Source organism: Streptomyces sp. MMBL 11-1, from assembly GCF_028622875.1.
Taxonomy (GTDB): Bacteria; Actinomycetota; Actinomycetes; order Streptomycetales; family Streptomycetaceae; genus Streptomyces.
This window is the reverse complement of the sequence record NZ_CP117709.1, coordinates 5,624,400-5,650,020: the sequence shown is the minus strand read 5'-3', so window position 1 is coordinate 5,650,020 and position 25,621 is coordinate 5,624,400. Positions and strand designations below refer to the sequence as shown.

Annotated in this window: 25 protein-coding genes; 14 read left to right on the top strand and 11 right to left on the bottom strand. The window is 71.6% G+C overall.

Annotated features, from left to right (window positions below):
• The first annotated feature begins 87 nt into the window (after window positions 1-87).
• The 4 genes from PSQ21_RS25370 to PSQ21_RS25355 all read left to right on the top strand — a co-directional run bounded on the left by PSQ21_RS25370 (window position 88) and on the right by PSQ21_RS25355 (window position 6,352).
• Window positions 88-825, top strand: coding sequence for a response regulator transcription factor (locus tag PSQ21_RS25370; protein ID WP_030079431.1), 738 nt, complete (start codon window positions 88-90; stop codon window positions 823-825).
• Window positions 822-1,898 (top strand): HAMP domain-containing sensor histidine kinase, encoded by a 1,077-nt coding sequence (locus PSQ21_RS25365; RefSeq protein ID WP_274033267.1) that lies wholly within the window; start codon window positions 822-824, stop codon window positions 1,896-1,898. Before PSQ21_RS25370 ends, PSQ21_RS25365 begins: the two co-directional genes overlap by 4 nt.
• A 282-nt stretch (window positions 1,899-2,180) precedes the next feature.
• On the top strand, window positions 2,181-6,014 hold the full coding sequence (locus PSQ21_RS25360; RefSeq protein WP_274033265.1) for a multifunctional oxoglutarate decarboxylase/oxoglutarate dehydrogenase thiamine pyrophosphate-binding subunit/dihydrolipoyllysine-residue succinyltransferase subunit: 3,834 nt from the start codon (window positions 2,181-2,183) through the stop codon (window positions 6,012-6,014).
• 152 nt (window positions 6,015-6,166) lie between these two features.
• Window positions 6,167-6,352: a DUF6104 family protein gene (locus PSQ21_RS25355; protein ID WP_003966321.1), complete on the top strand. Its 186-nt coding sequence runs from the start codon at window positions 6,167-6,169 to the stop codon at window positions 6,350-6,352.
• Between the two features lie 8 nt (window positions 6,353-6,360).
• On the opposite strand, the gene PSQ21_RS25350 is transcribed toward PSQ21_RS25355, so the two are convergent.
• Window positions 6,361-7,203 (bottom strand): hypothetical protein, encoded by an 843-nt coding sequence (locus tag PSQ21_RS25350; protein ID WP_274033262.1) that lies wholly within the window; start codon window positions 7,201-7,203, stop codon window positions 6,361-6,363.
• Between the two features lie 358 nt (window positions 7,204-7,561).
• Here PSQ21_RS25350 and PSQ21_RS25345 point away from each other — a divergent pair, with 358 nt between their 5' ends.
• Together PSQ21_RS25345 and PSQ21_RS25340 are read left to right on the top strand one after the other, a co-directional pair.
• On the top strand, window positions 7,562-8,419 hold the full coding sequence (locus tag PSQ21_RS25345; protein ID WP_274033260.1) for a DUF4097 family beta strand repeat-containing protein: 858 nt from the start codon (window positions 7,562-7,564) through the stop codon (window positions 8,417-8,419).
• 1 nt (window position 8,420) lies between these two features.
• Window positions 8,421-9,470 (top strand): PadR family transcriptional regulator, encoded by a 1,050-nt coding sequence (locus PSQ21_RS25340; protein ID WP_274033259.1) that lies wholly within the window; start codon window positions 8,421-8,423, stop codon window positions 9,468-9,470.
• Window positions 9,471-9,591: 121 nt separating this feature from the next.
• Here PSQ21_RS25340 and PSQ21_RS25335 read toward each other — a convergent pair whose 3' ends face one another.
• The 6 genes from PSQ21_RS25335 to PSQ21_RS25310 form a co-directional block, all read right to left on the bottom strand.
• Window positions 9,592-10,176: a Clp protease N-terminal domain-containing protein gene (locus PSQ21_RS25335; RefSeq protein ID WP_274033258.1), complete on the bottom strand. Its 585-nt coding sequence runs from the start codon at window positions 10,174-10,176 to the stop codon at window positions 9,592-9,594.
• Window positions 10,176-10,385, bottom strand: a complete 210-nt coding sequence (locus PSQ21_RS25330; protein ID WP_006127526.1) for a sigma factor-like helix-turn-helix DNA-binding protein — start codon at window positions 10,383-10,385, stop codon at window positions 10,176-10,178. Before PSQ21_RS25330 ends, PSQ21_RS25335 begins: the two co-directional genes overlap by 1 nt.
• Window positions 10,386-10,416: 31 nt before the next feature.
• Entirely contained in the window at window positions 10,417-10,956 is a 540-nt protein-coding gene (locus PSQ21_RS25325; RefSeq protein ID WP_274033255.1) for a GNAT family N-acetyltransferase, read from the bottom strand.
• Window positions 10,934-12,343, bottom strand: coding sequence for a cellulase family glycosylhydrolase (locus tag PSQ21_RS25320; protein ID WP_274033253.1), 1,410 nt, complete (start codon window positions 12,341-12,343; stop codon window positions 10,934-10,936). Before PSQ21_RS25320 ends, PSQ21_RS25325 begins: the two co-directional genes overlap by 23 nt.
• Before the next feature lie 77 nt (window positions 12,344-12,420).
• Complete coding sequence (locus PSQ21_RS25315) at window positions 12,421-13,389, bottom strand: zinc-binding dehydrogenase (RefSeq protein ID WP_274033252.1); 969 nt, start codon at window positions 13,387-13,389, stop codon at window positions 12,421-12,423.
• A 278-nt stretch (window positions 13,390-13,667) separates the two neighbouring features.
• Window positions 13,668-14,909, bottom strand: coding sequence for an NAD(P)-dependent malic enzyme (locus PSQ21_RS25310; RefSeq protein ID WP_274033251.1), 1,242 nt, complete (start codon window positions 14,907-14,909; stop codon window positions 13,668-13,670).
• A gap of 527 nt (window positions 14,910-15,436) precedes the next feature.
• Between PSQ21_RS25310 and PSQ21_RS25305 the strand changes: the two genes are divergently transcribed.
• Genes PSQ21_RS25305 through PSQ21_RS25295 form a run of 3 tightly spaced genes read left to right on the top strand, consistent with a single transcriptional unit; the run spans window position 15,437 to window position 18,157 of the window.
• The gene (locus tag PSQ21_RS25305) at window positions 15,437-16,399 is read left to right on the top strand and encodes an ABC transporter substrate-binding protein (RefSeq protein ID WP_274033250.1); all 963 of its coding nucleotides are present in this window, start codon (window positions 15,437-15,439) and stop codon (window positions 16,397-16,399) included.
• Window positions 16,400-16,427: 28 nt separating this feature from the next.
• Complete coding sequence (locus tag PSQ21_RS25300; protein ID WP_274033249.1) at window positions 16,428-17,396, top strand: amino acid ABC transporter permease; 969 nt, start codon at window positions 16,428-16,430, stop codon at window positions 17,394-17,396.
• Window positions 17,393-18,157 carry an amino acid ABC transporter ATP-binding protein gene (locus PSQ21_RS25295; protein ID WP_274033248.1) on the top strand — a complete coding sequence of 255 codons (765 nt, stop codon included), beginning with the start codon at window positions 17,393-17,395 and terminating at the stop codon, window positions 18,155-18,157. Before PSQ21_RS25300 ends, PSQ21_RS25295 begins: the two co-directional genes overlap by 4 nt.
• Window positions 18,158-18,256: 99 nt before the next feature.
• On the opposite strand, the gene PSQ21_RS25290 is transcribed toward PSQ21_RS25295, so the two are convergent.
• From PSQ21_RS25290 to PSQ21_RS25280, 3 genes are all read right to left on the bottom strand, one after another.
• Window positions 18,257-19,063 (bottom strand): hypothetical protein, encoded by an 807-nt coding sequence (locus PSQ21_RS25290; RefSeq protein WP_274033246.1) that lies wholly within the window; start codon window positions 19,061-19,063, stop codon window positions 18,257-18,259.
• Window positions 19,060-19,548 (bottom strand): SigE family RNA polymerase sigma factor, encoded by a 489-nt coding sequence (locus tag PSQ21_RS25285; protein ID WP_274033245.1) that lies wholly within the window; start codon window positions 19,546-19,548, stop codon window positions 19,060-19,062. The genes PSQ21_RS25290 and PSQ21_RS25285 overlap by 4 nt, the downstream gene beginning before the upstream one ends.
• A 200-nt stretch (window positions 19,549-19,748) precedes the next feature.
• Window positions 19,749-20,510: a class I SAM-dependent methyltransferase gene (locus tag PSQ21_RS25280; protein ID WP_274033242.1), complete on the bottom strand. Its 762-nt coding sequence runs from the start codon at window positions 20,508-20,510 to the stop codon at window positions 19,749-19,751.
• Between the two features lie 98 nt (window positions 20,511-20,608).
• Here PSQ21_RS25280 and PSQ21_RS25275 point away from each other — a divergent pair, with 98 nt between their 5' ends.
• The gene (locus PSQ21_RS25275) at window positions 20,609-21,229 is read left to right on the top strand and encodes a CGNR zinc finger domain-containing protein (protein WP_003966340.1); all 621 of its coding nucleotides are present in this window, start codon (window positions 20,609-20,611) and stop codon (window positions 21,227-21,229) included.
• On the opposite strand, the gene sodX is transcribed toward PSQ21_RS25275, so the two are convergent.
• Entirely contained in the window at window positions 21,142-21,570 is a 429-nt protein-coding gene (gene sodX / locus PSQ21_RS25270) for a nickel-type superoxide dismutase maturation protease (RefSeq protein ID WP_003966341.1), read from the bottom strand. The two genes, PSQ21_RS25275 and sodX, sit on opposite strands and share 88 nt — an antisense overlap.
• Window positions 21,571-21,758: 188 nt before the next feature.
• Between sodX and sodN the strand changes: the two genes are divergently transcribed.
• The 4 genes from sodN (at window position 21,759) to PSQ21_RS25250 (ending at window position 25,611) form a co-directional block, all read left to right on the top strand.
• A complete protein-coding gene (gene sodN, locus PSQ21_RS25265) occupies window positions 21,759-22,154 on the top strand; it encodes a superoxide dismutase, Ni (RefSeq protein ID WP_032794992.1) in 396 nt (131 codons plus the stop codon).
• A 179-nt stretch (window positions 22,155-22,333) separates the two neighbouring features.
• Window positions 22,334-23,206 (top strand): alpha/beta fold hydrolase, encoded by an 873-nt coding sequence (locus PSQ21_RS25260; RefSeq protein ID WP_274033238.1) that lies wholly within the window; start codon window positions 22,334-22,336, stop codon window positions 23,204-23,206.
• Window positions 23,207-23,464: 258 nt separating this feature from the next.
• A complete protein-coding gene (locus PSQ21_RS25255; RefSeq protein WP_274033237.1) occupies window positions 23,465-24,430 on the top strand; it encodes an alpha/beta hydrolase in 966 nt (321 codons plus the stop codon).
• Window positions 24,427-25,611 (top strand): acyltransferase family protein, encoded by a 1,185-nt coding sequence (locus tag PSQ21_RS25250; protein ID WP_274033235.1) that lies wholly within the window; start codon window positions 24,427-24,429, stop codon window positions 25,609-25,611. The genes PSQ21_RS25255 and PSQ21_RS25250 overlap by 4 nt, the downstream gene beginning before the upstream one ends.
• Window positions 25,612-25,621: the final 10 nt, after the last annotated feature.

The following is a 25,621-nucleotide window of genomic DNA, read 5'->3' as shown; positions in this document are numbered from 1 at the left end:
CGGCACACGGGATCACCCACGAAATCCACGAGCGAAAACCGTGCCTCCGGGAGAATGGCTCCCGCGAGAACGGGCAGGGGCGGGGCGATGGAACAGACACACACCACCCACAACGGCGTCGCGGCCACCCCGGGGGCTCAGCGCCGGGTGCTGGTGGTCGAGGACGACGCCACGATCGTCGACGCCATCTCCGCCCGGCTGCGGGCGGAGGGTTTCCTCGTGCAGACCGCGCTGGACGGCCCCGCGGCCGTGGACGCGGCCGAGGCCTGGCAGCCCGACCTGATGGTGCTCGACATCATGCTTCCCGGCTTCGACGGCCTGGAGGTCTGCCGCCGGGTGCAGGCGCAGCGCCCGGTACCGGTGCTGATGCTCACCGCACGGGACGACGAGACCGACATGCTGGTCGGCCTCGGGGTCGGCGCCGACGACTACATGACCAAGCCGTTCTCCATGCGGGAGCTGGCCGCCCGGGTGCACGTGCTGCTGCGCCGGGTGGAGCGGGCCGCGCTGGCCGCCGTCACCCCGCGGAGCGGGATACTGCGTCTGGGTGAGCTGGAGATCGACCACGCGCAGCGCCGGGTCCGGGTGCGCGCCGAGGACGTCCACCTCACGCCCACCGAGTTCGACCTGCTGGTCTGTCTCGCCAACACCCCGCGCGCGGTGCTCTCCCGGGAGCAGCTGCTGGCCGAGGTGTGGGACTGGGCGGACGCCTCGGGCACGCGCACGGTCGACAGCCACATCAAGGCGCTGCGCCGGAAGATCGGCGCGGAGCGGATCCGTACCGTGCACGGCGTGGGTTACGCCCTGGAGACCCCCGCGCCATGACGCGGCCAGGGTCCGGACTGCGGCCCTTCTCGATCAAGGCCAAGCTCGGCACGCTCGTCGTGATCTCGGTGTTCATCACCACGGGGCTGCTGATCGTCGCGTTGCGGACCCGTACGGAGTTCCGCTTCATCACCGTGTTCTCGGTGATCGCCACGCTGCTGATCACCCAGTTCGTGGCGCACGGTCTGACCGCGCCGCTGGACGAGATGAGAGCGGTGGCCCGGTCCATCTCCCACGGCGACTACACCCGCCGGGTGAGCGGTGCCGGGCGGCGGGACGAGCTGGGGGACCTGGCGCAGACGATCAACCGCATGGCGGACGATCTGGAGGCGGAGGACCGGCATCGAAAAGAGCTGGTCGCCAATGTCAGCCATGAGCTGCGCACACCCATCGCGGCGCTGAGAGCCGTGCTGGAGAACGTGGTGGACGGGGTGTCCGCCGCCGATCCGGAGACGATGCGCACGGCGCTGCAGCAGACGGAGCGGCTCGGCCGGCTGGTCGAGACGCTGCTGGACCTGTCGCGGCTGGACAACGGAGTGGTGGAGCTCAAGGCCCGCCGCTTCGAGGTGTGGCCGTATCTGTCGGGCGTACTGAAAGAGGCCAATCTCGCCGCCTCCCACCGACGTCTGTCGTCGGGGTCGGGCAATCACTCCCGTACGGATGTCCATCTGCATCTGGACGTCTCGCCGCCGGAGCTCACCGCGCACGCGGACGCCGAGCGACTGCACCAGGTGGTCGCCAACCTCATCGACAACGCGGTCAAGCACAGCCCGCCGCACGGCCGGGTGACGGTGCTCGCGCGGCGCGGCGCCTCTCCGGAGTCGCTGGAGCTGGAGGTCGTCGACGAGGGGCCCGGCATCCCGGAGGCGGAGCGCCACCGGGTGTTCGAGCGCTTCAACCGGGGCCAGGCGCCCTCCCCGCACGGCCCGGGAAGCGACGGCGGCACGGGACTGGGGCTGGCCATCGCCCGGTGGGCGGTCGATCTGCACGGCGGCCGGATCGGAGTGGCCGAATCCGCGAAGGGCTGCCGCATCCAGGTCACCCTCCCGGGAATCTCCGAGCCGCGCAGTTGACGGCGCGGTTGACATAGGGTCGAACCGGAAGGGCACGTTCAATGGTGTCCTGCCTGCGAGGGGCCTCAAAGGGATCCGGTCGGACGACCGTGTCCACGGCCCCGCGTACCCGAAGTGCAGTGGAACCTCGCTTGTTTCCCGCCATTTCCTGCGCCGAAACCCGCCTTCCGATGTGATGTGCACAACGAAGCACCGGCCCGGTCTGCAAGGAACGGTTCGGGGGGCGTAGCCTTGATTTCCGCTGTCCATCACCTTGTGAAGCGGAAGAGGGCGGTTGCCGCCGTGTCGTCTCAGTCCCCCAGTAACTCGAGCATCTCGACCGATCAAGCCGGCCCGGGTACGAACCCGGCCGCCGCGTTCGGTGCCAATGAATGGCTCGTCGACGAGATCTACCAGCAGTACCTCCAGGATCCCAGTTCCGTCGATCGCGCCTGGTGGGACTTCTTCGCCGACTACAAGCCGGGTGCGTCCGGCACGGCGGAAAAGCCCGTTCCCGGCGTCGCACCGGTGACCGAGGCGCCCGCCGCCCCGGCAGCGCCCGCTCCGGCAGCGCCCGCCCCGGCGGCCGCTCCGGCCGCTCCGACGAAGGCCGCGCCCGCAGCCGCTCCGGCGGCTCCCGCGCAGCCGGCCCCGGCCAAGGCCGCACCGGCCCCGGCCCCGGCGAAGCCCGCGGCGGAGAAGAAGCCCGCCGCCGCGCCCGCCCCGGCGAAGGCCAAGGCCAAGGCCGACGACTCCACCGAGGCCCCGGCCGGCCCGGAGTACGTGACGCTGCGCGGCCCCTCGGCCGCCGTCGCGAAGAACATGAACGCCTCGCTGGAACTGCCGACGGCCACCTCCGTCCGCGCGGTCCCGGTGAAGCTGCTCTTCGACAACCGCATCGTCATCAACAACCACCTCAAGCGCGCCCGCGGCGGGAAGATCTCCTTCACGCACCTCATCGGGTACGCGATGGTGCAGGCCCTCAAGGCCATGCCGTCGATGAACTACTCCTTCGCTACGAGGGACGGCAAGCCGACCCTGGTCAAGCCGGAGCACATCAACCTGGGTCTGGCCATCGACCTGGTGAAGCCGAACGGTGACCGCCAGCTGGTCGTCGCGGCCATCAAGAAGGCCGAGACGCTCAACTTCTTCGAGTTCTGGCAGGCGTACGAGGACATCGTCCGGCGCGCCCGCATCGGCAAGCTCGGCATGGACGACTTCACCGGCGTCACGGCCTCGCTGACCAACCCCGGCGGCATCGGCACCGTCCACTCGGTGCCCCGCCTGATGCCCGGTCAGGGCCTCATCATGGGCGTCGGCGCGATGGACTACCCGGCGGAGTTCCAGGGCACCTCGCAGGACACCCTGAACAAGCTCGGCATCTCGAAGGTCATGACGCTGACCTCGACGTACGACCACCGGGTCATCCAGGGCGCCGCCTCCGGCGAGTTCCTGCGGGTCCTGTCCCAGCTGCTGCTCGGCGAGAACGAGTTCTACGACGAGATCTTCAAGGCGCTCCGGATCCCCTACGAGCCGGTCCGCTGGCTCAAGGACATCGACGCCTCGCACGACGACGACGTCACCAAGGCCGCACGGGTCTTCGAGCTGATCCACTCCTACCGGGTCCGCGGCCACGTCATGGCCGACACCGACCCGCTGGAGTACCACCAGCGCAAGCACCCCGACCTCGACATCACCGAGCACGGCCTCACCCTGTGGGACCTGGAGCGGGAGTTCGCGGTCGGCGGGTTCGCCGGCAAGACGATGATGAAACTCCGCGACATCCTCGGCGTGCTCCGTGAGTCGTACTGCCGCACCACCGGCATCGAGTTCATGCACATCCAGGACCCGAAGCAGCGCAAGTGGCTCCAGGACCGGGTGGAGCGCCCGCGCCCGAAGCCCGAGCGCGAGGAGCAGCTGCGCATCCTGCGCCGGCTGAACGCCGCGGAGGCGTTCGAGACGTTCCTGCAGACGAAGTACGTCGGCCAGAAGCGGTTCTCGCTGGAGGGCGGCGAGTCCGTCATCCCGCTGCTCGACGCCGTTCTCGACTCCGCCGCCGAGGCCCGCCTCGACGAGGTCGTCATCGGCATGGCCCACCGCGGCCGGCTGAACGTCCTGGCGAACATCGTCGGCAAGTCGTACGCGCAGATCTTCCGCGAGTTCGAGGGCAACCTCGACCCGCGCTCGATGCACGGCTCCGGCGACGTCAAGTACCACCTGGGCGCCGAGGGCACCTTCACCGGTCTGGACGGCGAGCAGATCAAGGTCTCGCTGGCCGCCAACCCCTCGCACCTGGAGGCGGTCGACCCGGTCCTGGAAGGCATCGCCCGCGCCAAGCAGGACATCATCAACAAGGGCGGCACGGACTTCACGGTCCTGCCCGTCGCGCTCCACGGCGACGCGGCCTTCGCGGGCCAGGGCGTCGTCGCCGAGACGCTCAACATGTCGCAGCTGCGCGGCTACCGCACCGGCGGCACCGTGCACGTGGTGATCAACAACCAGGTCGGTTTCACCGCCGCCCCGGAGTCCTCGCGCTCCTCGATGTACGCCACCGACGTGGCACGCATGATCGAGGCGCCGATCATCCACGTCAACGGCGACGACCCGGAGGCCGTGGTCCGCGTCGCGCGGCTCGCCTTCGAGTTCCGGCAGGCGTTCAACAAGGACGTCGTGATCGACCTCATCTGCTACCGCCGCCGCGGTCACAACGAGGGCGACAACCCGGAGTTCACCAACCCGCAGATGTACACCCTGATCGACAAGAAGCGCTCGGTGCGCAAGCTCTACACCGAGTCCCTCATCGGTCGTGGCGACATCACGCTGGAAGAGGCGGAGCAGGCGCTCCAGGACTTCCAGGGTCAGCTGGAGAAGGTGTTCGCCGAGGTCCGCGAGGCCACCTCGCAGCCGGCCGCCCCGCACGTCCCCGAGCCGCAGGCCGCGTTCCCGGTGGCCGTGGAGACGGCCGTCTCCGCCGAGGTCGTCAAGCGGATCGCCGAATCGCAGGTCAACATCCCCGACTCGATCACCGTCCACCCCCGCCTGATGCCGCAGATGCAGCGCCGCGCGGCCTCGGTGGACAACGCCACGATCGACTGGGGCATGGGCGAGACGCTGGCCATCGGTTCGCTGCTGATGGAGGGCACCCCGGTCCGGCTCGCCGGCCAGGACACCCGCCGCGGCACGTTCGGCCAGCGCCACGCGGTCCTGGTCGACCAGGTCACCGGCGAGGACTACACCCCGCTGCTGTACCTGGCCGACGACCAGGCCCGGTACAACGTCTACGACTCGCTGCTCTCGGAGTACGCGGCGATGGGCTTCGAGTACGGCTACTCGCTGGCCCGTCCGGAGTCGCTGGTCATCTGGGAGGCCCAGTTCGGTGACTTCGTCAACGGCGCGCAGACCGTCGTGGACGAGTTCATCTCCTCGGCCGAGCAGAAGTGGGGCCAGACCTCCGGCGTCACGCTGCTGCTGCCGCACGGCTACGAGGGCCAGGGCCCGGACCACAGCTCCGCCCGCCCCGAGCGCTTCCTCCAGATGTGCGCGCAGGACAACATGACGGTCGCGATGCCGACCCTGCCGTCGAACTACTTCCACCTGCTGCGCTGGCAGGTGCACAACCCGCACCACAAGCCGCTGATCGTCTTCACCCCGAAGTCGATGCTGCGTCTGAAGGCCGCGGCCTCGTCCATCGAGGAGTTCACCACCGGCGGCTTCCGCCCGGTGATCGGCGACGCGTCGGTCAAGCCCGAGGACGTCCGCAAGGTCGTCTTCTGCGCGGGCAAGCTGTACTACGACCTGGACGCCGAGCGGGAGAAGCGCGGCGACACGGAGACGGCGATCATCCGGCTGGAGCGCCTGTACCCGCTGCCGGGTGCGGAGATCCAGGCCGAGATCGCGAAGTACCCGAACGCCGAGAAGTACCTGTGGGCGCAGGAGGAGCCGGCGAACCAGGGCGCGTGGCCGTTCATCGCGCTCAACCTGATCGACCACCTGGACCTCGCGGTCGGTTCGGACGTGCCGCACGGCGAGCGCCTGCGCCGCATCTCGCGGCCGCACGGCTCGTCCCCGGCGGTCGGCTCGGCCAAGCGTCACCAGGCGGAGCAGGCGCAGCTGGTCGACGAGGTCTTCGAGGCCTAGAACCACGCTGCAGCCGTACGAGCTGTCCGTACGCCACCGGGGCCCGGTTCCGCGCTTGTCGCGAAGCCGGGCCCCCGGCGTGTCCGGTGTACGCGGTGTCTCCGGCGTATCCGGTGTTCAGGCGGGCGTCCGGGCCTCGATATCCTGAGCGCATGTACTTCACGGACCGTGGCATCGAGGAACTGGAGAAGCGGCGCGGCGAGGAGGAGGTCACCTTCGAGTGGCTCGCCGAGCAGCTGCGGACGTTCGTCGACCTCAACCCCGACTTCGAGGTGCCGGTGGAGCGCCTCGCGACCTGGCTGGCACGGCTGGACGACGAGGACGACGAGGACGCCTGAAGCGTGCCCTAGAGGGCGTCCGCGGACGCCCTGGCCCGTTCGTACGCCAGTCCCAGAGCGCCCTGGGCCAGGAGCACGGCTCCGGCGGCCACCCAGCCACCGCTGCGGCGGCGGGCGCCCCACAGCAGGAGCGGAAGCCCGGCCGCGATCTGGGCGGCGGCGACGGCACGGGCGCGGGGGCCGCGTACCCACGGGCCGATCCGGCTGCTCTCGACCGCGTCCAGTTCCACGCGTACGGCATCGCGCCAGCCGGCCCACTCCACGCGTTCCACCCCGCGCTGCACCGCCGCGACGCTCCGCAGCCGGTCCGCGCTCTCGCCCGGTGAGAGCCCGGCGGGCAGGGTCAGTCCGGTGCGGGTGAGAACGGCGAGCAGTCCGCGCAGCCGGGCGTCCGCGTCGGCGTCCGGATCGGGGCGGGTCAGCTCCTCCAGCGCCTGTACGTCCAGCACCGGGTCGAGGCCGAGCCGGACCGCGAAGGTGCGCATGGCCTCGTCCTCGCCCACCGGGGTGCCGTCGGTCAGCCAGATGTAGCCCACGGGGCGGCGGAATCCGGCGGCGAGCGTGAATCCGGCCCGGTCGGCGTCCCACCACAGGGCGAGCGCCGGCCAGGCGGAGCCGACGGCGAGCGCGGTGGCCCAGCCGCCGACGACCCGTTCCACCGGCTCCGCCTCCTGCTCCGTGCCCCTCCCCTCGCCCCCGCTCCGCCAGGGCTTCCCCTCCGGGACGAGCACGCTCCATTCCTCGCCCGCCCGGGCCAGCAGCATCTGCTCGCGCAGCAGGTGGGCGAGCGGCCGTACGGTCTCCGGGTCGGCCCGGCACAGCAGGAGGGCCCCGGTGGATGTCGCGTTCATGGCTCACACGCTAGGGCAATATGCCCCGGTTTGACGTTGCTGCGCGCGGTTCACCCCCCGTCGGCATCACCCACCGTCTCCCCACCTAGGGCCTTTCGTTCGGATCATGCCGGGCTCGCGTGGTCCGGCACGCACATCTGCGGCGTTGTCGTCCATCACCAACGCTCCGCGTTGCCTCAGTCCTCCGCCTTGCAGCTGCACGCACCGGACCACGCTCCCTGACCCGACCTGATCCCAACGAAAGGCCCTAGCCCGCCACCCTTCTCCGACTCCCCTTGACTTCCCCTATCCGCGATATATCGTGTTCTGGACGAGACGCGATATGTTGCGTTGCCACGCTTTCCGGGAGGTCACATCCATGCCTGTGTCGACATGGACCATCGCCGAGCCGCGGAAGCTCGCCTTCGAGGATCCGGTGGCGGCGCTGCACGTGCGCATCGTCGACGGCACGGTCAACGTGGTCGGGACCGACGGGCCGGACGCCCGGCTGGAGATCTCCGCGATCGAGGGCCCGCCGCTGATCGTGACCCAGGAGGACGGCCGGCTCACCGTGGCCTACGAGGACCTGCCCTGGCAGGACTTGCTGCGCTGGTTCGACCCCAAGGGCCGCCGCCGCAGCGCCGTGGTCACGCTCGTCGTGCCGGCCGCTTCCTCGGTCGAGGTCGGCGTGATCGGCGCCGGGGCCGTCGTCTCCGGCATCAGCGGCCGCACCGAGGTCCGCGGCATCACCGGGGACTCCACGCTCGTCGGGCTGACCGGCGCGGTGCGCGGGGAGTCCGTGTCGGGCAGCCTGGAGGCCCAGAGCGTCACGGGGGACCTGCGCTTCCACTCCGTGTCCGGCGACCTGACGGTGGTCGACGGGGCCGGGACCTCGGTCCGGGCCGAGTCGGTCAGCGGCGCCATGGTGCTGGACGTCGACCCGTCCGGGAAGCCCACGGACATCCGGCTGACCACGGTGTCCGGCGAGATCGCGATCCGGCTGCCCCACCCGTCCGACGCCAGGGTCGAGGCGAACACCGCGAGCGGGGCCGTCTCCAACGCCTTCGAGGACCTGCGGGTCGGCGGGCAGTGGGGGGCGAAGAAGATCACCGGCACGCTGGGCGCCGGGACGGGGACCCTGCGGGCGACGACCGTGTCCGGTTCGATCGCCCTGTTGCGCAGGCCGCCCGCCGAGGACGACGCGTACGCCACCGAGCCGACCGGAAAGGTTCTCTGACATGCCTCCCGTATTCGCCCACGGCCGTCTGCGGCTGTACCTCCTCAAGCTCCTGGACGAGGCTCCCCGCCACGGCTACGAGGTCATCCGCCTGCTGGAGGAGCGCTTCCAGGGTCTGTACGCCCCGTCCGCCGGCACGGTCTACCCGCGGCTGGCCAAGCTGGAGGCCGAGGGCCTCGTCACCCACGCGACCGAGGGTGGCCGCAAGGTCTACTCGATCACCGCGGCGGGGCGCGAGGAGCTGGCGGGCCGCGGCGGCGAACTGGCCGACCTGGAGCTGGAGATCCGCGATTCGGTCTCCGAACTGGCCGCCGAGATACGCGACGACGTGAGGGGCGCGGCGGGCCGGCTCCGCAGCGACATGCGGGCGGCGGCGTCGGAGTCGCGGCACGGCGCGAAGGCGGGGGCCGGAAACGGCAAGGACAGGGGGAAGGGTGAACCTTCCTCCCCCTTCGGTGACTTCCGCGACTTCGGCGGCCTGGGCGACCTCGGCGACAGCGAGGCATGGCGCACGGCCAAGGAGGAGCTGCGCCGGGCCGGTCAGGAGTGGAAGGAGCAGGCACGCCGGGCGAAGGACGAGTCCCGGCGCGCCCGCGAGGACGCCCAGCAGGCCCGCCGTCAGGCCAAGGAGGCCCAGGAGAAGGCGCGCGAGCAGATGCAGACCGCCGCCCGCCAGGTCCAGGAGCACTTCGCGCGGGGCGACTGGCCCTCCGGCGTACGGGAAGGCCTCGCGGAGATCACCGGCCAGCTCGGCGGGTTCGCACGCTCCGGCGCCTGGCCCCCGTTCGGCAAGCCCGAGCCGGACGCCGACGCCGCCCCGGCCGCCCCGGTTCCCGACGACGGCTTCGGCTGGGGCGAGGACGCGCCGGCCACGGGCGACCCGGTGCGTGACCTGGACCGCCTGCTGGACCATTTCCGTGACGGCATCCGGGACGCGGCCCGCGATCACGGAGTGACGGAGACCCAGCTCGCGGAGGCCCGCCGCCACCTGGGCGCGGCGACGGCGCGGATCGAGGCGCTGCTGACGAGGGACGCCGAGGGGAAGGCCTGAGCCGACGCGGCCCAGGAGGAAAGGGGGCGGGCGCCCGGAGTGACGGGCGCCCGCCCCCGTTCCGTACACCCCGCCCCGTACGCCCGCCCCCGTTCCGTACACCCCGCCCCGTACGCCCGCCTCACCCGGCCTTGGCGTGTCCCTGGCCCTCGTCGGCCTCGGGGCCGTACAGCGCGCGCCGCACGTTCGCGTAGGTCGCGCCGTGCTCGGCGAGGACGTCGGCGACGACTCCGGGCTTCGCCGTGAGGGCCAGGAGCAGATGCTCCTCGCCGATGAAGCGGTCGCCGCGCCCCAGGGCGACCCGCAGCGAGTTCTCCAGGACGGTCTTCGCGCCTGGGGTGAAGGGGCGGTGCCCGGACCACCACCACCGGCGGCTGCCGCGGCCGGCGGCCAGGGCCCCCTCGCCATGGGCCCCTTCGACCCGGGAGACGATCGCGCCGATGTCGATCCCGATGCCGGCGAGGGCGTCGGTGTCGGCCTTGGTCAGGCCGCCACGACGGCGGGCCTCGGCGAAGGCGGCGTCCAGGGAGCCGCGGCGGTCGTGGAGACCGAGTGCGGTGACCGCGAACGAGGCCCGGCCGCCCTCCTGCTCCAGCAGCGCGAGCAGCAGATGTTCCTCGGTGACCGAGTCGGCCCCGACGCGCTCGGCCTGGGCCACGGCGCCCTTCACGGTCGCGCGGGCCCCTCGGGTGAATCGCTCGAACATCAACGCCTCCCGTACTTCTTGTGCACGGCCTGCCGGCTGACGCCCAGCTCGGCGGCGATCTCCTGCCACGACCAGCCCTGGACACGGGCGCTTCTGACTTGTACGGCTTCGAGCTGCTCCAGCAGCCGCCGCAGCGCGGCCACCGCCCGCAACCCGACGCGCGGGTCGCGGTCACCGGCGCGTGCGGCCAGATCCGTTGCTTCGGTCATGGCGTCAACCTACATTGACATCACCTCACCGTCAATCAAAGTTGACATCATCGTCGGCCAGGCGCGCGTGCCGCTCGACGTCGTACCGGACATCGCCGTAGCGCAGCTTGGCCCGCTCGATGCCCTCGGGGGCGAAGCCCGACCGGGTCGCGACCCGGCAGGAGGCCGGGTTGTCGGTGCGGTGCCCCAGCTCCAGCCGATACAGCCCGAGTTCGTCGAACGCCCAGCGCGCCAGGGCCCGCACCCCGGCCGGGGCGACACCCCGGCCGCGCGCCTCCTCGGTGGTCCAGTAGGAGACCCAGCCGGTGTCATGGGCCGGGTTGACGGCGCCGACGGCAACACAGCCGAGGGCCTCGCCCGCCTCCCCCACGACGGCCCAGGAGTAGCCGGTACGCGCTCCCCGTTCGCGCGTGCGGTCCGCGATCCAGGCCAGCGCCCCGGACCGGTCGAACACCGGCCGGTCCGTCTGGCGTCCCATCTCGGCCGGGGCGAAGGCCCGGAGCACCGCCGAGGCGTCGGCGGGCTTCCAGGGGCGCAGCAGAAACCCTTCAGGGGTGGTCAGTTCGTCCATACGGGCCACCTTCCCGCACGGTCACCACCACCTCGCTCCCGGGCCACGCCCGTACCACCGGCCACCCTCCGCGCGGCAACTTCCCGAGGAGGCGGGCCGGGCCGGTGACGGAGACGCGCCAGCCCCGGGGCGAGGGCGGGAGGGACAGCTCCGTCACCCCCGGGCGGGCGGCGGCACGGTAGGCGAGGCGGTAGGAGCGGGTGTCCGCGTCGTACGTCTGCGAGCGGACGGTTCCCGCGACGGCCGGGGCGTACGGGGTGGCGGTCCGCTCCTTGTTCGTACGGAAGCGGCCGTGCTCGTCGACCGCGCAGTAGCCGCCGCCGTAGCACCAGACGTACCCCGCCCAGCCGGAGCTGTAGCGGTTCAGGGAGTCGACGGCCTCGCGGTAGAAGCGGCCCATGTGGGGAAGGGCGTTGTTCAGGGGCCCCCATTCGCCGACGACCACGGGCATCCGGTGGCGGGCCGGGTACGCGGTGACGGCGGCCTCGTACGCCTCGATCCAGCCGGCCGAGGGATCGTAGTCCGCGCCCGCCTCCATGGCGGTGTTGTAGAAGTGCGGGGCGTACACGGTCCGGCGGTCATCGATCCGGCCGAGCCCGGTGGGGACGCCCTCGCCGACGATGGGCGTCGGCTCGACGAAGAGCCAGGTGTCGCGGTCCTTCGCCCGGACGGCGCGGGCGAGCCGGTTGTACATCGGGGTGAGGTGCTGGGCCTCGATCCGGCGGGCGGCGGTCGGCAGGTCCTCGCCCTCGCGCAGCTCCCCCATCGGTTCGTTGATCAGGTCGTAGCCGATCACGGCCGGGTGGTCGCGGAACCGGGCCGCGAGGACCTGCCACATGGCGGCCTGGGCGCGCTGGAGGTCGGGGTCCTCGTAGAGGTGGGTGAAGGCCCGCTGGACGGCGGGCTGGAAATACTCGGAGAACCAGTCGTCGGGGTTCGGGGTGAACGGCAGCCCGTCGGTCCTGGTGGCCCAGGCGGGGATGCCCCGGTGCCCGAACGCGGGCCCGAAGACGTCCTGGTGGGCGTCGATGAGGACGTGGACGCGATGCTCGCGCGCCCAGTCCAGAACGCGTTCGATGCGCCGGAGGTAGCGCTCGCTGTACTGGCCGCGCCGGGGCTCCAGATCGTCCCAGAAGACCAGCAGCCGGGCGAAGTTGAAGCCGTGTCCGCGCAGGTCGCGGAAGTGCCGTTCGGTGATGGCGGTGAGGGCGGCCTCGCCGCGGTTCGCCTTGTCCTCGACGTTCCAGCCGCGCAGGGTGATGGCGCGCCCCTGACCGTCGGTCAGGGGCGGGATGCCGTGCCCGGAGGCTTGTACGGGTGCGGGGCGTGCCGTGGCGGCGGGGGCGAGTGCCCCCGCCGCGAGCACGGACGCGACGACGACTGCCATGAGTGCTCTGCCCAATCGCATGGGCCGAGCACATCAGGAGAGCTGACGATCCATCAAGGGTGCGGTGCCGGACGCTCTCAGGTGGTGGGGTTCAGCACGATCTTCCCGAAGAGGTCGCCCGACTCCAGTCGCCGGAACCCTTCCCGGGCCCGGTCCAGCGGCAGCACCTCGTCGATGACCGGCCGCACCCCGGTGGTCGCGCAGAACGCGAGCAGGTCCTCCAGCTCGTCCTTGGACCCCATGGTGGAGCCGACGACCTTCAGTTCCAGGAAGAAGATCCGGGTCAGCTCGGCGTGGGCGGGCCGGTCGCCGCTGGTGGCCCCGGAGATGACGAGGGTGCCTCCGGGCCGCAGCGACTTCACGGAGTGGGACCAGGTGGCGGCTCCCACGGTCTCGATGACCGCGTCCACCCGCTGGGGCAGCCGGGCGCCGGGCTCGTACGCCTCCGACGCGCCGAGTTCGACCGCCCGCTCACGCTTGGCCTTGTCCCGGCTGGTGGCGAAGACCCGCAGCCCGGCGGCCTTCCCGAGCACGATCGCGGCGGTGGCGACCCCGCCGCCGGCGCCCTGGACGAGCACGGAGTCGCCGGGCCGGACCCCGGCGTTGGTGAACAGCATCCGGTACGCGGTGAGCCAGGCGGTCGGCAGGCAGGCGGCCTCCTCGAAGCTGAGCTCCTTCGGCTTGGGCAGGACGTTCCAGGTGGGTACGGTGACCTGCTCGGCGAAGGTGCCCTGGTAGCGCTCGGTGAGGATGGAGCGCGGCTCCTTCGGCCCGACGCCGTGCCCCGACTGCCCGATGACGGAGTGCAGGACGACCTCGTTGCCGTCCTGGTCGACGCCGGCCGCGTCGCAGCCCAGGATCATCGGCAGCCGGTCCTGCGGCAGGCCCACGCCCCGCAGGGACCAGAGGTCGTGGTGGTTGAGGGAGGCGGCCCGGACGGTGACGGTGGTCCACCCGGGACGCGCCTCGGGGGCCGGGCGGTCACCCAGCTCCAGACCGTCGAGGGGATGATCGGGATCGATGCGGGCTGCGTAGGCGGCGAACATGGCTCGACGATAGGCGGGGCGGGGCGACCGCGTAACCGCCTGCGTGTGTGACGCGCACCAACCGGGGTGGACCCGCGCGCCATCGAGCCCCTCTCGCGCTTGCCCGGCGGGGCCCGCACCAATCAAGCCTCTGCGGCGATTGAGCAGCGGGAGGCCGCACCGATCAAGCCCCTGCGGCGATTGAGCAGCGGGGGTCTGGGGGCGGAGCCCCCGGGGCAAAGGTGGGCGGGGCCCGTACACCTGCAGGCCCCGCCCACCCACAACCGCTCAACGCGACATCAGCGCCGGGCCACACCCTCCGCACGGGCCGCCGCCGCCACCGCCGCGGTGACCGCCGGGGCGACCCGCTCGTCGAACGGCGACGGGATCACGTAGTCCGCCGCCAGCTCGTCGCCGACCACGTCGGCCAACGCGGTCGCCGCGGCGATCTTCATGCCCTCGGTGATCCGGGAGGCCCGGACCTGGAGCGCGCCCGCGAAGATGCCCGGGAACGCCAGCACGTTGTTGATCTGGTTCGGGAAGTCGGACCGCCCGGTCGCCACGACCGCCGCGTACTTGTGCGCGACCTCCGGGTGGACCTCCGGGTTCGGGTTGGCCATCGCGAAGACGTACGCGCCGGGGGCCATCGAGGCCACCGCCGCCTCCGGGACCGTACCGCCGGAGACGCCGATGAAGACGTCCGCGCCGGCGAGCGCCTGCTCCAGCGAACCGGTCAGGCCGGCCCGGTTGGTCAGCTCCGCCAGCTCGCGCTTGACCTCGGTGAGGTCGTCGCGGTCGCGGCTGACGATGCCCTTGCGGTCGGCCACGGCGATGTCGCCGATCCCGGCCTCCAGCAGGAACTTGGCGATGGCCACGCCCGCCGCGCCGGCGCCGGAGATGACGCCGCGCAGATCGCCGAGCGTCCGCCCGGAGAGCTTCGCGGCGTTGCGCAGGGCGGCGAGGGTGACGACCGCGGTGCCGTGCTGGTCGTCGTGGAAGACCGGGATGTCCAGGCGCTCCTGGAGCTTGCGCTCGATCTCGAAGCACCGGGGCGCCGAGATGTCCTCCAGGTTCACCCCGCCGAACGAGGGGGCGAGCCGGACGACGGTGTCGACGATCTCGTCGGCGTCGGTGGTCGCGAGCGCGATCGGCACCGCGTCGACGCCGCCGAACTGCTTGAAGAGAATGGCCTTGCCCTCCATGACGGGGAGGGACGCCTCGGGCCCGATGTCGCCGAGGCCGAGCACGGCGGTGCCGTCCGTCACGACGGCCACGACCTGCGACTTCCAGGTGTAGTCGTGGACGAGTTCGGGGTTGTCGGCGATGGCGCTGCACACCTTCGCCACGCCGGGCGTGTACGCCAGGGAAAGGTCGTCCTTGTCCCGGATCGGGACGGTGGACTGCACGGCCATCTTCCCGCCCCGATGGAGGGCGAAGGCCGCGTCGAAGGGCTCGTCGGCCCCGGTGTCCGCTGCGCTCGTGCGCTGGATGCCGCTGTCGGTGGTGCTGTCGCTGCGAGGATTGACGATCTCCGCTGCCATGGTGTTGACCCCTTAAGTCTTCATCGTTTGAGGGTGGCCACTCCTGGTTGAGGAGAGGTGGGCGGGCACCGCGTACGCGCCCCGCACCGGGCGGTCGGCCCGTCCCGGCGGGGATGGGTGGTACGTACGCGCGGGCGCGCCGCACACGCGCCCTGAGCCCCGGATGAGGGGTGTAAACGTCTTTCTTACCGGACGAACGGTGTTACGGACGAGTCCATAACAACGCGGTGACGTGACTCATAGTCGAATATCTGGACAAGTCGGCAAACCGGCATAAATGCCGTCCACTGGCCGAGACATGCCGAAGATTCTCCGGCAGAGGGAATGAATGCCCACAGATGGTCCGGTCCTCGCGGACCGGCCGTTGATGTTCGGGGGTCGCCCGTTATCCGATTTTGACATGGCGGGACCCCTGAATGGGCCAGTCCAAATGGCAGGATGCCGTCATCACACAAGGTGGCGACACTCGAAGGTGCGTGCCAAGCCGCCCACCAGCACCTCACCCTCACCTGCCGGAGGATCCCGACATGACCGCAAGCACCACGCGTCGTACGACCGCCAAGTCCCGGATTGCGGCGATCGGCGCCATCGCGGTCGCCGGCTCCCTGCTGCTCACCGCCTGTGGCGACCAGACCGACAGCTCCTCCCAGGAGGGGGGCAGCGGCAAGGAGACCAAGAGCGGCGCGCCGCTCTTCTCGAAGCTGCCGGAGAAGTACCAGAAGTCCGGTGTGATCAAGGTTGGCACGAATGCCGAATACGCCCCGATGGAGTCCGTCGAGAACGGAAAGATCGTGGGGGTCGACCCCGATCTGGCCGCAGCCCTCGGCAAGCAGCTCGGGGTGAAGTTCGAGTTCACCTCCGGTTCCTTCGACGGCCTGATCACCGCCCTGAACAGTGGGCGTCACGACATCGCGATGTCGTCGATCACGGACAACAAGCAGCGCCAGGAGGGCCTGGACGAGTCGGGCAAGAAGCTGGGCGAGGGCGTCGACTTCGTCGACTACTTCCTCGCCGGCACCGCCGTGTACACGAAGAAGGGCAACCCGCAGAACATCAAGTCCATCGAGGACCTCTGCGGGAAGGCCGCGGCCGTGCAGCGCGGCACCACGTACGAGAAGGCCCTCAAGACGCAGTCGAAGGCCTGTACGGAGGCCGGCGAGAAGGCCATCAAGATCGAGTCGTTCGAGAACGACACCGAGGCGCAGACCCGGGTCAAGTCCGGCGGTGCGGTCGCCGGCGTCAACGACTACCCGGTCGCGGTCGACCTGGCCCGCAAGGCCGACGGCGGCAAGGCGTTCGAGGTCGTGGGCGAGCAGATCGACGCCGGCCCGTTCGGCATCGCCGTCAAGAAGGACAACACCGGGCTGCGCGACGCCCTGAAGGAGGCCGTCGACGCGATCATCGCCGACGGTTCGTACCAGAAGGTGCTCGACAAGTGGGGCGCCGGCACCGGAGCGATCGACAAGGCCGCCATCAACGGCGGCAAGTGACCGGACGCTCCACTGAAGGGCAGTCACCATGACTGACAAGTTCGACAAGACACCCGCCGGTTCACCGGCCGGCCCGGTGTCCGTCTCCAAGGGCGCCACCCCGGCCCCGGAGAACATCAAGGCCATCCCGGTCCGCCACGCCGGCCGCTGGATCAGCGGCGTCGTGGTCATCGGCCTCCTCGTCGCCCTCGGGTACGCCTTCTCGCAGGGCAACATCCAGTGGCACGCCGTGGGCGACAAGCTGTTCGACAGCACGGTCGTCGCCGGTGCGGGTCGCACTCTGCTGATCAGCGTCCTCGCGATGGTGCTCGGCGTGATCCTCGGCGTCGTACTGGCCGTGATGCGGTTGTCGAAGAACCCGGTCACCAGCTGGGTGGCCTGGCTGTACATCTGGTTCTTCCGCGGCACCCCGGTCTACGTACAGCTGCTGCTCTGGTTCAACCTGGCGCTGATCTTCCCGGTCCTGAACATCCCGTTCATCTACAAGGACGAGATGACGGACGTCATGACCCCGTTCATGTGCGCCCTGCTGGGGCTCGCGCTGAACGAGGCCGCCTACATGGCGGAGATCTGCCGGGCCGGCATCCAGTCGGTCGACGAGGGCCAGACCGAGGCCTCGCACGCGCTGGGCATGACCCAGGGCAAGACCATGCGCCGCGTGGTCCTCCCGCAGGCGCTGCGCGTGATCATCCCGCCGACCGGCAACGAGTTCATCAACATGCTGAAGACCTCGTCGCTCGTCTACGCCGTCACGTACAACGAACTGCTCCGCTCCACCTCGCAGATCGGCTCCACGTCGTACGCGGTGATGGAGATGCTGTTCGTCGCGTCCATCTGGTACATCGTCATGACCAGCGTGTTCAGCGTCGGCCAGTACTACCTGGAGCGCCGCTTCGCCCGCGGTTCGCTGCGCTCGCTGCCGCTCACGCCGTTGCAGCGCGTCAAGGTCAACCTCGCCGCGTTCAGCAACCGGCCCTCCGGAGGTGTCTCCGCATGACCACCCCCATGGTGAAGGCCGAGGGCGTCCACAAGTCCTTCGGCGCCGCCCACATCCTCAAGGGCATCGACCTGGAGGTCGCCCCGCGTGAGGTGTTCTGCCTCATCGGCCCGTCCGGCTCCGGCAAGTCGACCTTCCTGCGGTGCATCAACCACCTGGAGAAGATCAACGCCGGCCGGCTCTCGGTCGACGGCGAACTGGTCGGCTACCGGCAGAAGGGCGACAAGCTCTACGAGCTGCGGGACAGCGAGGTCGCCCTCCAGCGCCGGGACATCGGCATGGTGTTCCAGCGCTTCAACCTCTTCCCGCACATGACGGCCATCGAGAACGTCATGGAGGCACCGGTCCAGGTCAAGGGCGAGGCCAAGGCCGTGGCCCGGGCCCGCGCCGAGAAGCTGCTGGACCGGGTGGGCCTCTCCGACAAGGCGGGGAACTATCCCACCCAGCTCTCCGGCGGGCAGCAGCAGCGGGTGGCCATCGCCCGTGCGCTGGCGATGGAGCCGAAGCTGATGCTCTTCGACGAGCCGACGTCCGCGCTCGACCCGGAGCTGGTCGGCGACGTCCTCGACGTCATGCGCGGCCTGGCCGAGGACGGCATGACAATGATCGTCGTCACCCACGAGATGGGCTTCGCCCGCGAGGTGGGCGACGCGCTGGTCTTCATGGACGACGGCGTGGTGGTCGAGTCGGGCCACCCGCGCGACGTGCTGACCGACCCGCAGCACGACCGGACGAAGTCGTTCCTGTCCAAGGTGCTGTAGGGCGGGGCCCCGTCGCACACGGGAGGGCGGTACGGACGACCACGGTCCGCACCGCCCTCCCGCGCTTCCGGGCCGCGCCCGGTGTGCTCCCCCGCGCCCTCAGCCCTTCGGCAGCACCTCGGTGCCGGTGAGCAGCTCCTTCACCTGCTGGCGGGAGAGCGGAGGCTCCGGCAGCAGCGGTCCCTGGGTGCCGGAACCCTCGAAGCCGGTGCTGGAGCGTACGAGGAGCTGCGAGCCGTCCCGCTGGTTGAGCCGGCCGACCAGCTCGGGCCCCCAGCCGACGCTGTCCTCACCCTCGACGTCCATCGTGTCGTGCCACGTCGTCAGGGTCCGGCCGTCGGGAAGCACCTCCCGCTCACAGTCCGAGCGGGACGGCTCCCGGTCCACCAGGACGCAGAGGTCCTCGTCCGGATCGGCCGGGCGGCCCATCTTCTTCTCCACCGCCTCCCGGTCCTCCAGGGTGAGCACCAGGTAGCCCACACCGCCGTCCCGGCGGAACGCGTAGTGCCCGTCCAGCGGACCGAGGTAGGTGGTCCGCGCCTGTTCGGGCGTCGCCTTCTTGATGAGCACGGCGAGCGAGACCGCTTCGATCTCCCCCACGTCCGCGGGCAGGAGCGCGGCCAGCCGTTCGGCCCTGGCCGACGCGGAAGACGAAGCCGAGGCCGACGACGTCGGGGAGGCGGACGGCCCGGCCGACGCCACCGAGGTGCGCGCGGGGTCCTCGTCGCCGCCCGTCCGGGGCAGGGCGAACGCCCCGGCGGCGACCACCGCGAGGACGGCGGCGGAGGCGGCGGCGCGGCGGCGCCTGCGGATCCGGGCGGCCTTCGCGTACACGGCCCCGGCGGAGAACGCGGGCTTCCCCGCTCCCTCGGCGGCCCGGTCGAGCAGTTCACGGACGTCGTTCATACCAATTCCTCCGCCATCCCGGCGCGCAGCGCCGCCAGGCCCCGAGCCGTGTGGCTCTTGACCGTGTTCGTCCGCATCCCGAGCGCCTCGGCCGTGGCCTCCACGCTCAGGTCCTCCCAGTAGCGGAGCACCAGCACCGCCCGCTGCCTGACCGTGAGCCGGGCGAGCGCCTCTCTGACGACCAGGCCGGTGTCCGTGTCGGCCGCGCTCCCCGGGCGGTCGGGCAGTTCGCCGTACGCCCGCTCCCGCCGCCAGAACCGCCGCCGGCTCGCGATGAACGTGTTGACCAGCGTCTTACGGGCGTACGCCTCGATGTTGTCGAGCCGTCCGTGCCGCCGGCCGCCGAGGACGACCTTGACCAGGGTGCTCTGGACGAGGTCCTCGGCCTCGTGCCGGTCGCCACAGAGCAGGTAGGCGCTGCGGAACAGCGCGGTACGTCTGCCCTCCACGAAGTCGTGCAGTGCGGCGTCGTCATCGGCCCGCATCCGGGCCCCTCTCCGGAATCCGCATTCCCGCCCCCTTCTCTTCCCGCTCCCGGCCCGCGGAGGCGGACCGTCTCACCCTTCCAGTGCGCCGGGGGCGTGCGGAGGTTGCGGGCGGCGACAAGAAAAAGGGGGCGGTACGGGCCCGACGCCCGTACCGCCCCTCGTCTCGCCCCTGTACGGCTGCCGCCGTTCGCGGGCGCCTACTTCACGGCGAGGACCAGGGTGTCCGAGGGGGACGCCCAGACCGCGCGGGCCTCACCGAAGCCGGAGGCCAGCAGGGTGCGGGCGTGCCAGTCGGCGGAGGGCATGTCGCCGTCCGCGTGCTCGCCGTAGATCGCGAACCGCTCGGCGGTGGGCGCGGCCAGGACGGGGTCCTTCGCGGCGACGGCCCACCAGTCGGCCCAGTCCAGCGCCCCGGCGGCCTTGGCCCGGTCCATCGCGGCGTGCCGGTGGGCGCGTTCGGCGGCGTTGATGCGGGGCGTGGCCGGGTCGATCATGTGGTCGGCGTTCATGAACACCCCGCCGTCCCGGACAAGGCCGCCGATCTGCCCGTACAGCGTGGCGAGCGGACCGGTGTGCAGCCAGTGCAGGGCGGTGGCGGTGAGGACGGCGTCGTACGAGGTGTGGGGCAGGCGCGCCGTCCAGTCGGGGTCCTTGAGATCGGCGGTGACGAAGGAGACCCGGTCGTCGCCGTCGAAGGTGCCGCGGGCGATCGCCAGGAGCGCGGGATCGAGATCGACTCCGGTGCTCGTGGCGTTCGGGAACCGCTTGAGGAGCCGGTCCGTAATACTTCCCGTACCGCACGCGAGGTCGAGCACCCGCGGTTCCGGTCCGACGACCGCCTCGACCATGTCCAGCATCACCCGGAACCGCTCCTCGCGGTCGGGCATGTACCACTCCTGTTGGCGGTCCCAGCTCTCCTGCCAGGACTGCCAGTCGGTGCCCGTAGCCGTCTCCGTCACGTCAGCCTCCACGTTCTACCTCGTAATGCCTGTTCACCCAGATCGACTATTACACTGGCCGATGCCCCGACTTTAGACCGACACCGTAAGGACTACAAGTGGAACTGGCCTATTACTCGGACTACGCCGTGCGCCTGGTCAACACCGAGGAGCCGGCCCGCAACAAGGACGCCCTCACCTCCGTCGAGGCGGTCCGGGAGCTGTTCGGAGCGAATCAGCAGGCGGCGCGGCGGACGACGGACGCGGACGTGACCCGGTTCCGTTCCGTACGGGCGCGGCTGCGGGCGGTCTTCGACGCGGCGGACGGCGGCGACGAGACGCTCGCGGTCGACCTGCTGAACTCGCTGCTGCTGGAGTTCCCGGTGAGCCCGCAGATCTCCGGGCACGACGTACGCGACCAGGACGGCAGGCCGGACTGGCACATGCACCTGGCCGACCACCCGTCGAACGCGACCGCCGGCTACGCGGCCATCGCGGCGATGGGCCTGGCCTTCCACCTCACCGAGCACGGCGTGGACCGCCTCGGCCTGTGCGAGGCGGCGCCGTGCCGCAACGCCTACCTGGACACCTCCACCAACCGCTCCAGGCGCTACTGCTCGGACCGCTGCGCGACCCGCGCCAACGTGGCCGCCTACCGGGCCCGCAAGCGCGAGGAGGCCGAGCGCACCGGCCGCAGCGCGGAGACCGCCCAGCCCAGCACCGCCGTCACCGACCGCTGACCCTTCGCCAGGGGCCGGTAGCGGGCCCGTACCCGGGCCAGCACCAGCTCCTCCGGCACGGTCCCGTAGTCGGTGCTGTCCCCGCCCGCGAAGGTGTTGTCGCCCCGCACCCACCAGCCGCCGGGCCGCCGCTCGGTGGCCCGCTTGACCACCAGCAGGTCCTGCTGGAAGGGGTGCCGCAGGATCACCACGTCACCGGGGCTCACGGGCGCCCCGTACTGCACGAGCAGCAGGTCGCCGTGGTAGAGCGTGGGCACCATCGAGGGACCCGTCACCTCCACCACCCGCAGCGGACGCCGCGTCACCCGCCCGCCTCCGGACACCTGTCGCCTCTCCGGCATCTCCGGCACCTCCCGGTTCCTCCTCCAGCACATCGTCAGCACATCGCCCCCGCACGGCTCCGTACATTCGGCCGACGGCCCGATTCTCACACCGGACTTTTGACCTAAGCCCCTGGGGCAGCCACGGAAACCGGCGCTCCACGGAGTAATGTCCCACCTGAGAAGACGATCACGAGGAGGACAGCTCCATGCTTTCCCGCCTGTTTGCCCCCAAGGTGAAGGTCAGCGCCCACTGCGACCTGCCCTGCGGCGTGTACGACCCGGCCCAGGCCCGCATCGAGGCCGAGTCGGTCAAGGCCGTCCAGGAGAAGTACCAGGCCAACGAGGACGCGGACTTCCGCACCCGCGCGGTCCTGATCAAGGAACAGCGCGCCGAGCTCGCGAAGCACCACATCTCGGTGCTCTGGAGCGACTACTTCAAGCCCCCGCACTTCGAGAAGTACCCGGAGCTGCACCAGCTGGTCAACGACACCCTGAAGGCGCTCTCCGCGGCCAAGGGCTCGAACGACCCGAAGACGGGCCAGAAGGCCCTGGACCTCATCGCCGAGGTCGACCGGATCTTCTGGGAGACCAAGAAGGCTTGATCTCAGGATCAACGCTTCGGCGGCCCCGGCCCGCGCGTCCATCGCGCGCGGGCCGGGGCCGTTCTCGTACCCGCTGGCCCCATGCCCGGCGATGCGTTACGCTCCAAGCGAGACGAACCGTTCCGTCTCACTATCCGTTTCGTCTCATCTGTCGGCTCACCAGGACAGCGAGGTCCACCATGGAACGCTTCGTCGAAGTCGCCCCCGGCGTACGCCTCTGGGCGGAGGAACACGGTGCTCCCGACGCCCCCGCCCTGCTGCTGGTCATGGGCGCGCAGGCGTCCGGGCTCGGCTGGCCCGACGAGCTGGTGGAGCTGCTCGCCGCCCGGCACCGTGTGATCCGTTACGACCACCGGGACACCGGCCGGTCCACCTGGGCCTTCGACGAGCGGCCCTACCCGCTCACCACGCTGGCCGAGGACGCCGTCGCCGTGCTCGACGCGTTCGGCGTGGAGCGGGCGCATGTCGTGGGGATGTCTCTGGGCGGCATGCTCACCCAGCTCCTGATCGCCGACCACCCCGAACGGCTCCTGAGCGCGACGGTGTTCGGGACGAGAGCGCTCAGCTCCGTCCCGTACACCGCCCCGGACGGCGTCCGCGTTCCGCCCGAGCAGCTCCCCGGCGTCGCGCCCGCACTGCTGGAGCTGTGGTCCCGGCCGGTCGAGGAGCTGGGTCCTGAGGCCGAGTTGGAGCGGCGCGTGGAGCACTGGCGGGCGCTCGGGGGCGGCCTGATCCCCTTCGACGCCGACCACGCCCGGGCCCTGGAGCGCCGGATCATCGAGCACACCGGGCATCACCGTGCCGGCTCCGCGCACGCCCGCGCCGACTACTCCGGGATGGACCGCACCGAGCAGCTCGCCCGGACCCGCGTGCCCGCCCTGGTCGTCTCGGCCCTCGCCGAACCCGTCTTCCCGCCCCCGCACGCCGAACACCTCGTCCAGGCGATCCGCGGCGCGCGGCTCGTCGAGATCCCGGGCATGGGCCACGCGCTCCCCCGCGAGGTTCTCGCCCCGCTCGCCGCCGCCGTCCTGGAGCACACCGGCCGCGCCTGACGCCACACCGCGTCGCACCGGCCGAGACCCACCTCACGGGGCGAGGGCCGACACCGCACCTCGCCGCACTCGCCGGCCGGAACCGAAGCCGTTCGCCGCACCTCGCCGGCCGGAGGCGGCCACCTGCCGCGTCCCCCACGTCATACCTGAGAGCCACCCCGCAGGTGCCCTCTCCGGCGGGACGCCGACTACCGTCCCCCGTCCATAACTTCTGTACCGGAAGCACACGTCGCCCCTGGTACGGAAGGACCCCGCCCCATGCCCGACCGCCCGCGCAGACCTCGTCGGCTCCGCGCCCTGCTCGCCGCCCTCGTCACCTTCGCGGTGGCCGTGCCGGTGTCCGGAGCGGCCCGGCCCGCCGCCGTGCCCGCCCCCGCGCCGACCGCTCACGGGCCGCTGCGGGACGCGGGGCAGGCGGCGCTCGCCCGGCGGTACGCGGTGAGCCGGCAGGACATCCGGGCGGCCGAGCGGGAGGCCCGGGGGCACGGGGATCTCGGCCGGGCGGCCTCGCTGCGGGAGATGGCCGCGCCGGGGAGGCAGTTCCTCGCGTTCGACGGGCGGGACGGCGGCCGGACCACGGAGGTCGTCGGGGAGTTGTCCGCGGCCCGGCGGATCGCGGTGCTGGTGCCCGGTGCGGGCGTCGGGCTGGACGCGTACTGGCGGCTGCGGCGCGATGCCAGGGCTCTGCACCGGGAGTTGGGCGAGGGCGCGGCCGTCGTCGCCTGGCTCGGCTACCGTACGCCCGCGGCCGTGAGCCCGGCCGCGCTGACCACCGGGCGGGCCGACGGGGCCGCGCCGGGGCTGCGCACACTGGTGGACGGGCTGCGCGCGGTGCGGCCCGCCGCCCGGATCAGCCTGCTGTGCCACTCGTACGGTTCGGTGATCTGCGCCCGGTCCGCGCCGGGGACGGCGGCCGACGCCCTCGTCCTCTACGGCAGCCCCGGGGTCGGAGCCCGGGACGCCGCCGCGCTGCGCACCGGGGCGCGGGTGTGGGCGGGCCGGGGCGGCGGGGACTGGATCGCCCGGGTGCCCCATGTCCGGGTGCGGGTGCCGTTCGTCGCGACGGTCGGCTTCGGGACCGATCCGGTGGCGGACCGCTTCGGGGCCGAGGTGTTCGACGCGGGCGACGGCGGCCACAGCGACTATCTGCTGCCCGGTTCGCGCTCCTTGACCAACCTGGCCCGGATCGCGGCGGGCGCCGAACCGCTGGGAGCCTCCCGATGACCGGTCTGGTCGCACGGATCGAGGCCGCCACCCCGCCCGGCCGCGACCGCGCCGTCGACGCCCTGCGGGCCCTGGCGATCCTCGGCGTGGTGGGCGGGCACTGGCTGGTGACCGCGCTGGTCACCGACAGCGGCACGGTGCGCGGGGCGAGCCCGCTGACGTATCTGCCCGAACTCCACCCGGTCTCCTGGGTGTTCCAGACCCTCGCGGTGTTCTTCCTGGTGGGCGGGCAGGTGGCGGCGGGGAGTTGGGCCTCGGCCCGGCAGCGCGGCGTGCCGTACGGGCGGTGGGTGCGCGGCCGGCTGGGGCGCCTGTTCCGGCCGGTGGCGGCGGTCCTCGTGGTGTGGGCGCTCGCGGCGGCCTCGATGCTGGTGGCCGGGGTGGGTGACGCGACGGTCCGCGCGCTGGTCAAGCTGGTCTGGTCCCCGCTGTGGTTCCTGCTGGTCTTCGCCGCGCTGACCGCGCTGACTCCCCTGGTGGCGCGGCTCCACCCGCTGTGGCCGCTCGTGGTGGTGCTCCACGTCGACCTCGTACGTCTGGGTCTCGGCGGTCCCCGTGAGCTGGAGTGGATCAACGTGGTCGCGGGCTGGCTGGTGCCCTACTGCCTGGGGGCGCTGGTGGCCCGGGGCGGGATGCGCGGCCGGGCGGGCCGCTGGGCGCTGCTGCTCGCCGGCGCGGGGGCGGCCGTCGCGCTCGTGCGGTGGGCCGGGTATCCGGCTGCCATGGTCGGCGTTCCGGGAGGCCGGATGTCCAATCTGGATCCGCCGAGCCTGGCCGCCGTGGCGTTCGGCCTGGCGCAGTGCGGGGCGGCGCTGCTGCTGCTCGGGCCCCTGCGCCGGGCGCTGCGGAGGCCCGCGGTCTGGGCGGTGGTGGCGGTGGTGAACCTGTCGGCGATGACCGTCTTCCTGTGGCACCAGACCGCGATGATCATCGTGACGACGGGTGCGTCGCTGATCGCGGACGCCCCGCTGGCGGGGCTGCACACCGTGCCCGACGGCGCCGGGTGGGTGCTCGCCCGGTTGCTGTGGCTGCCGGTGTTCGCGCTGGCCCTGCTGGTGTGCTGGGCCGCGTTCCGGGGTTACGAGCAGAACGGGCGGCCCCCCGGCGGGGGCTCCCTCGTCGTACGGGAGTCCCTGCGGGAGACCTCCCCCGAGCGGAAGGGACACGCACGTCGTGCCTAGTCTGAGCAGG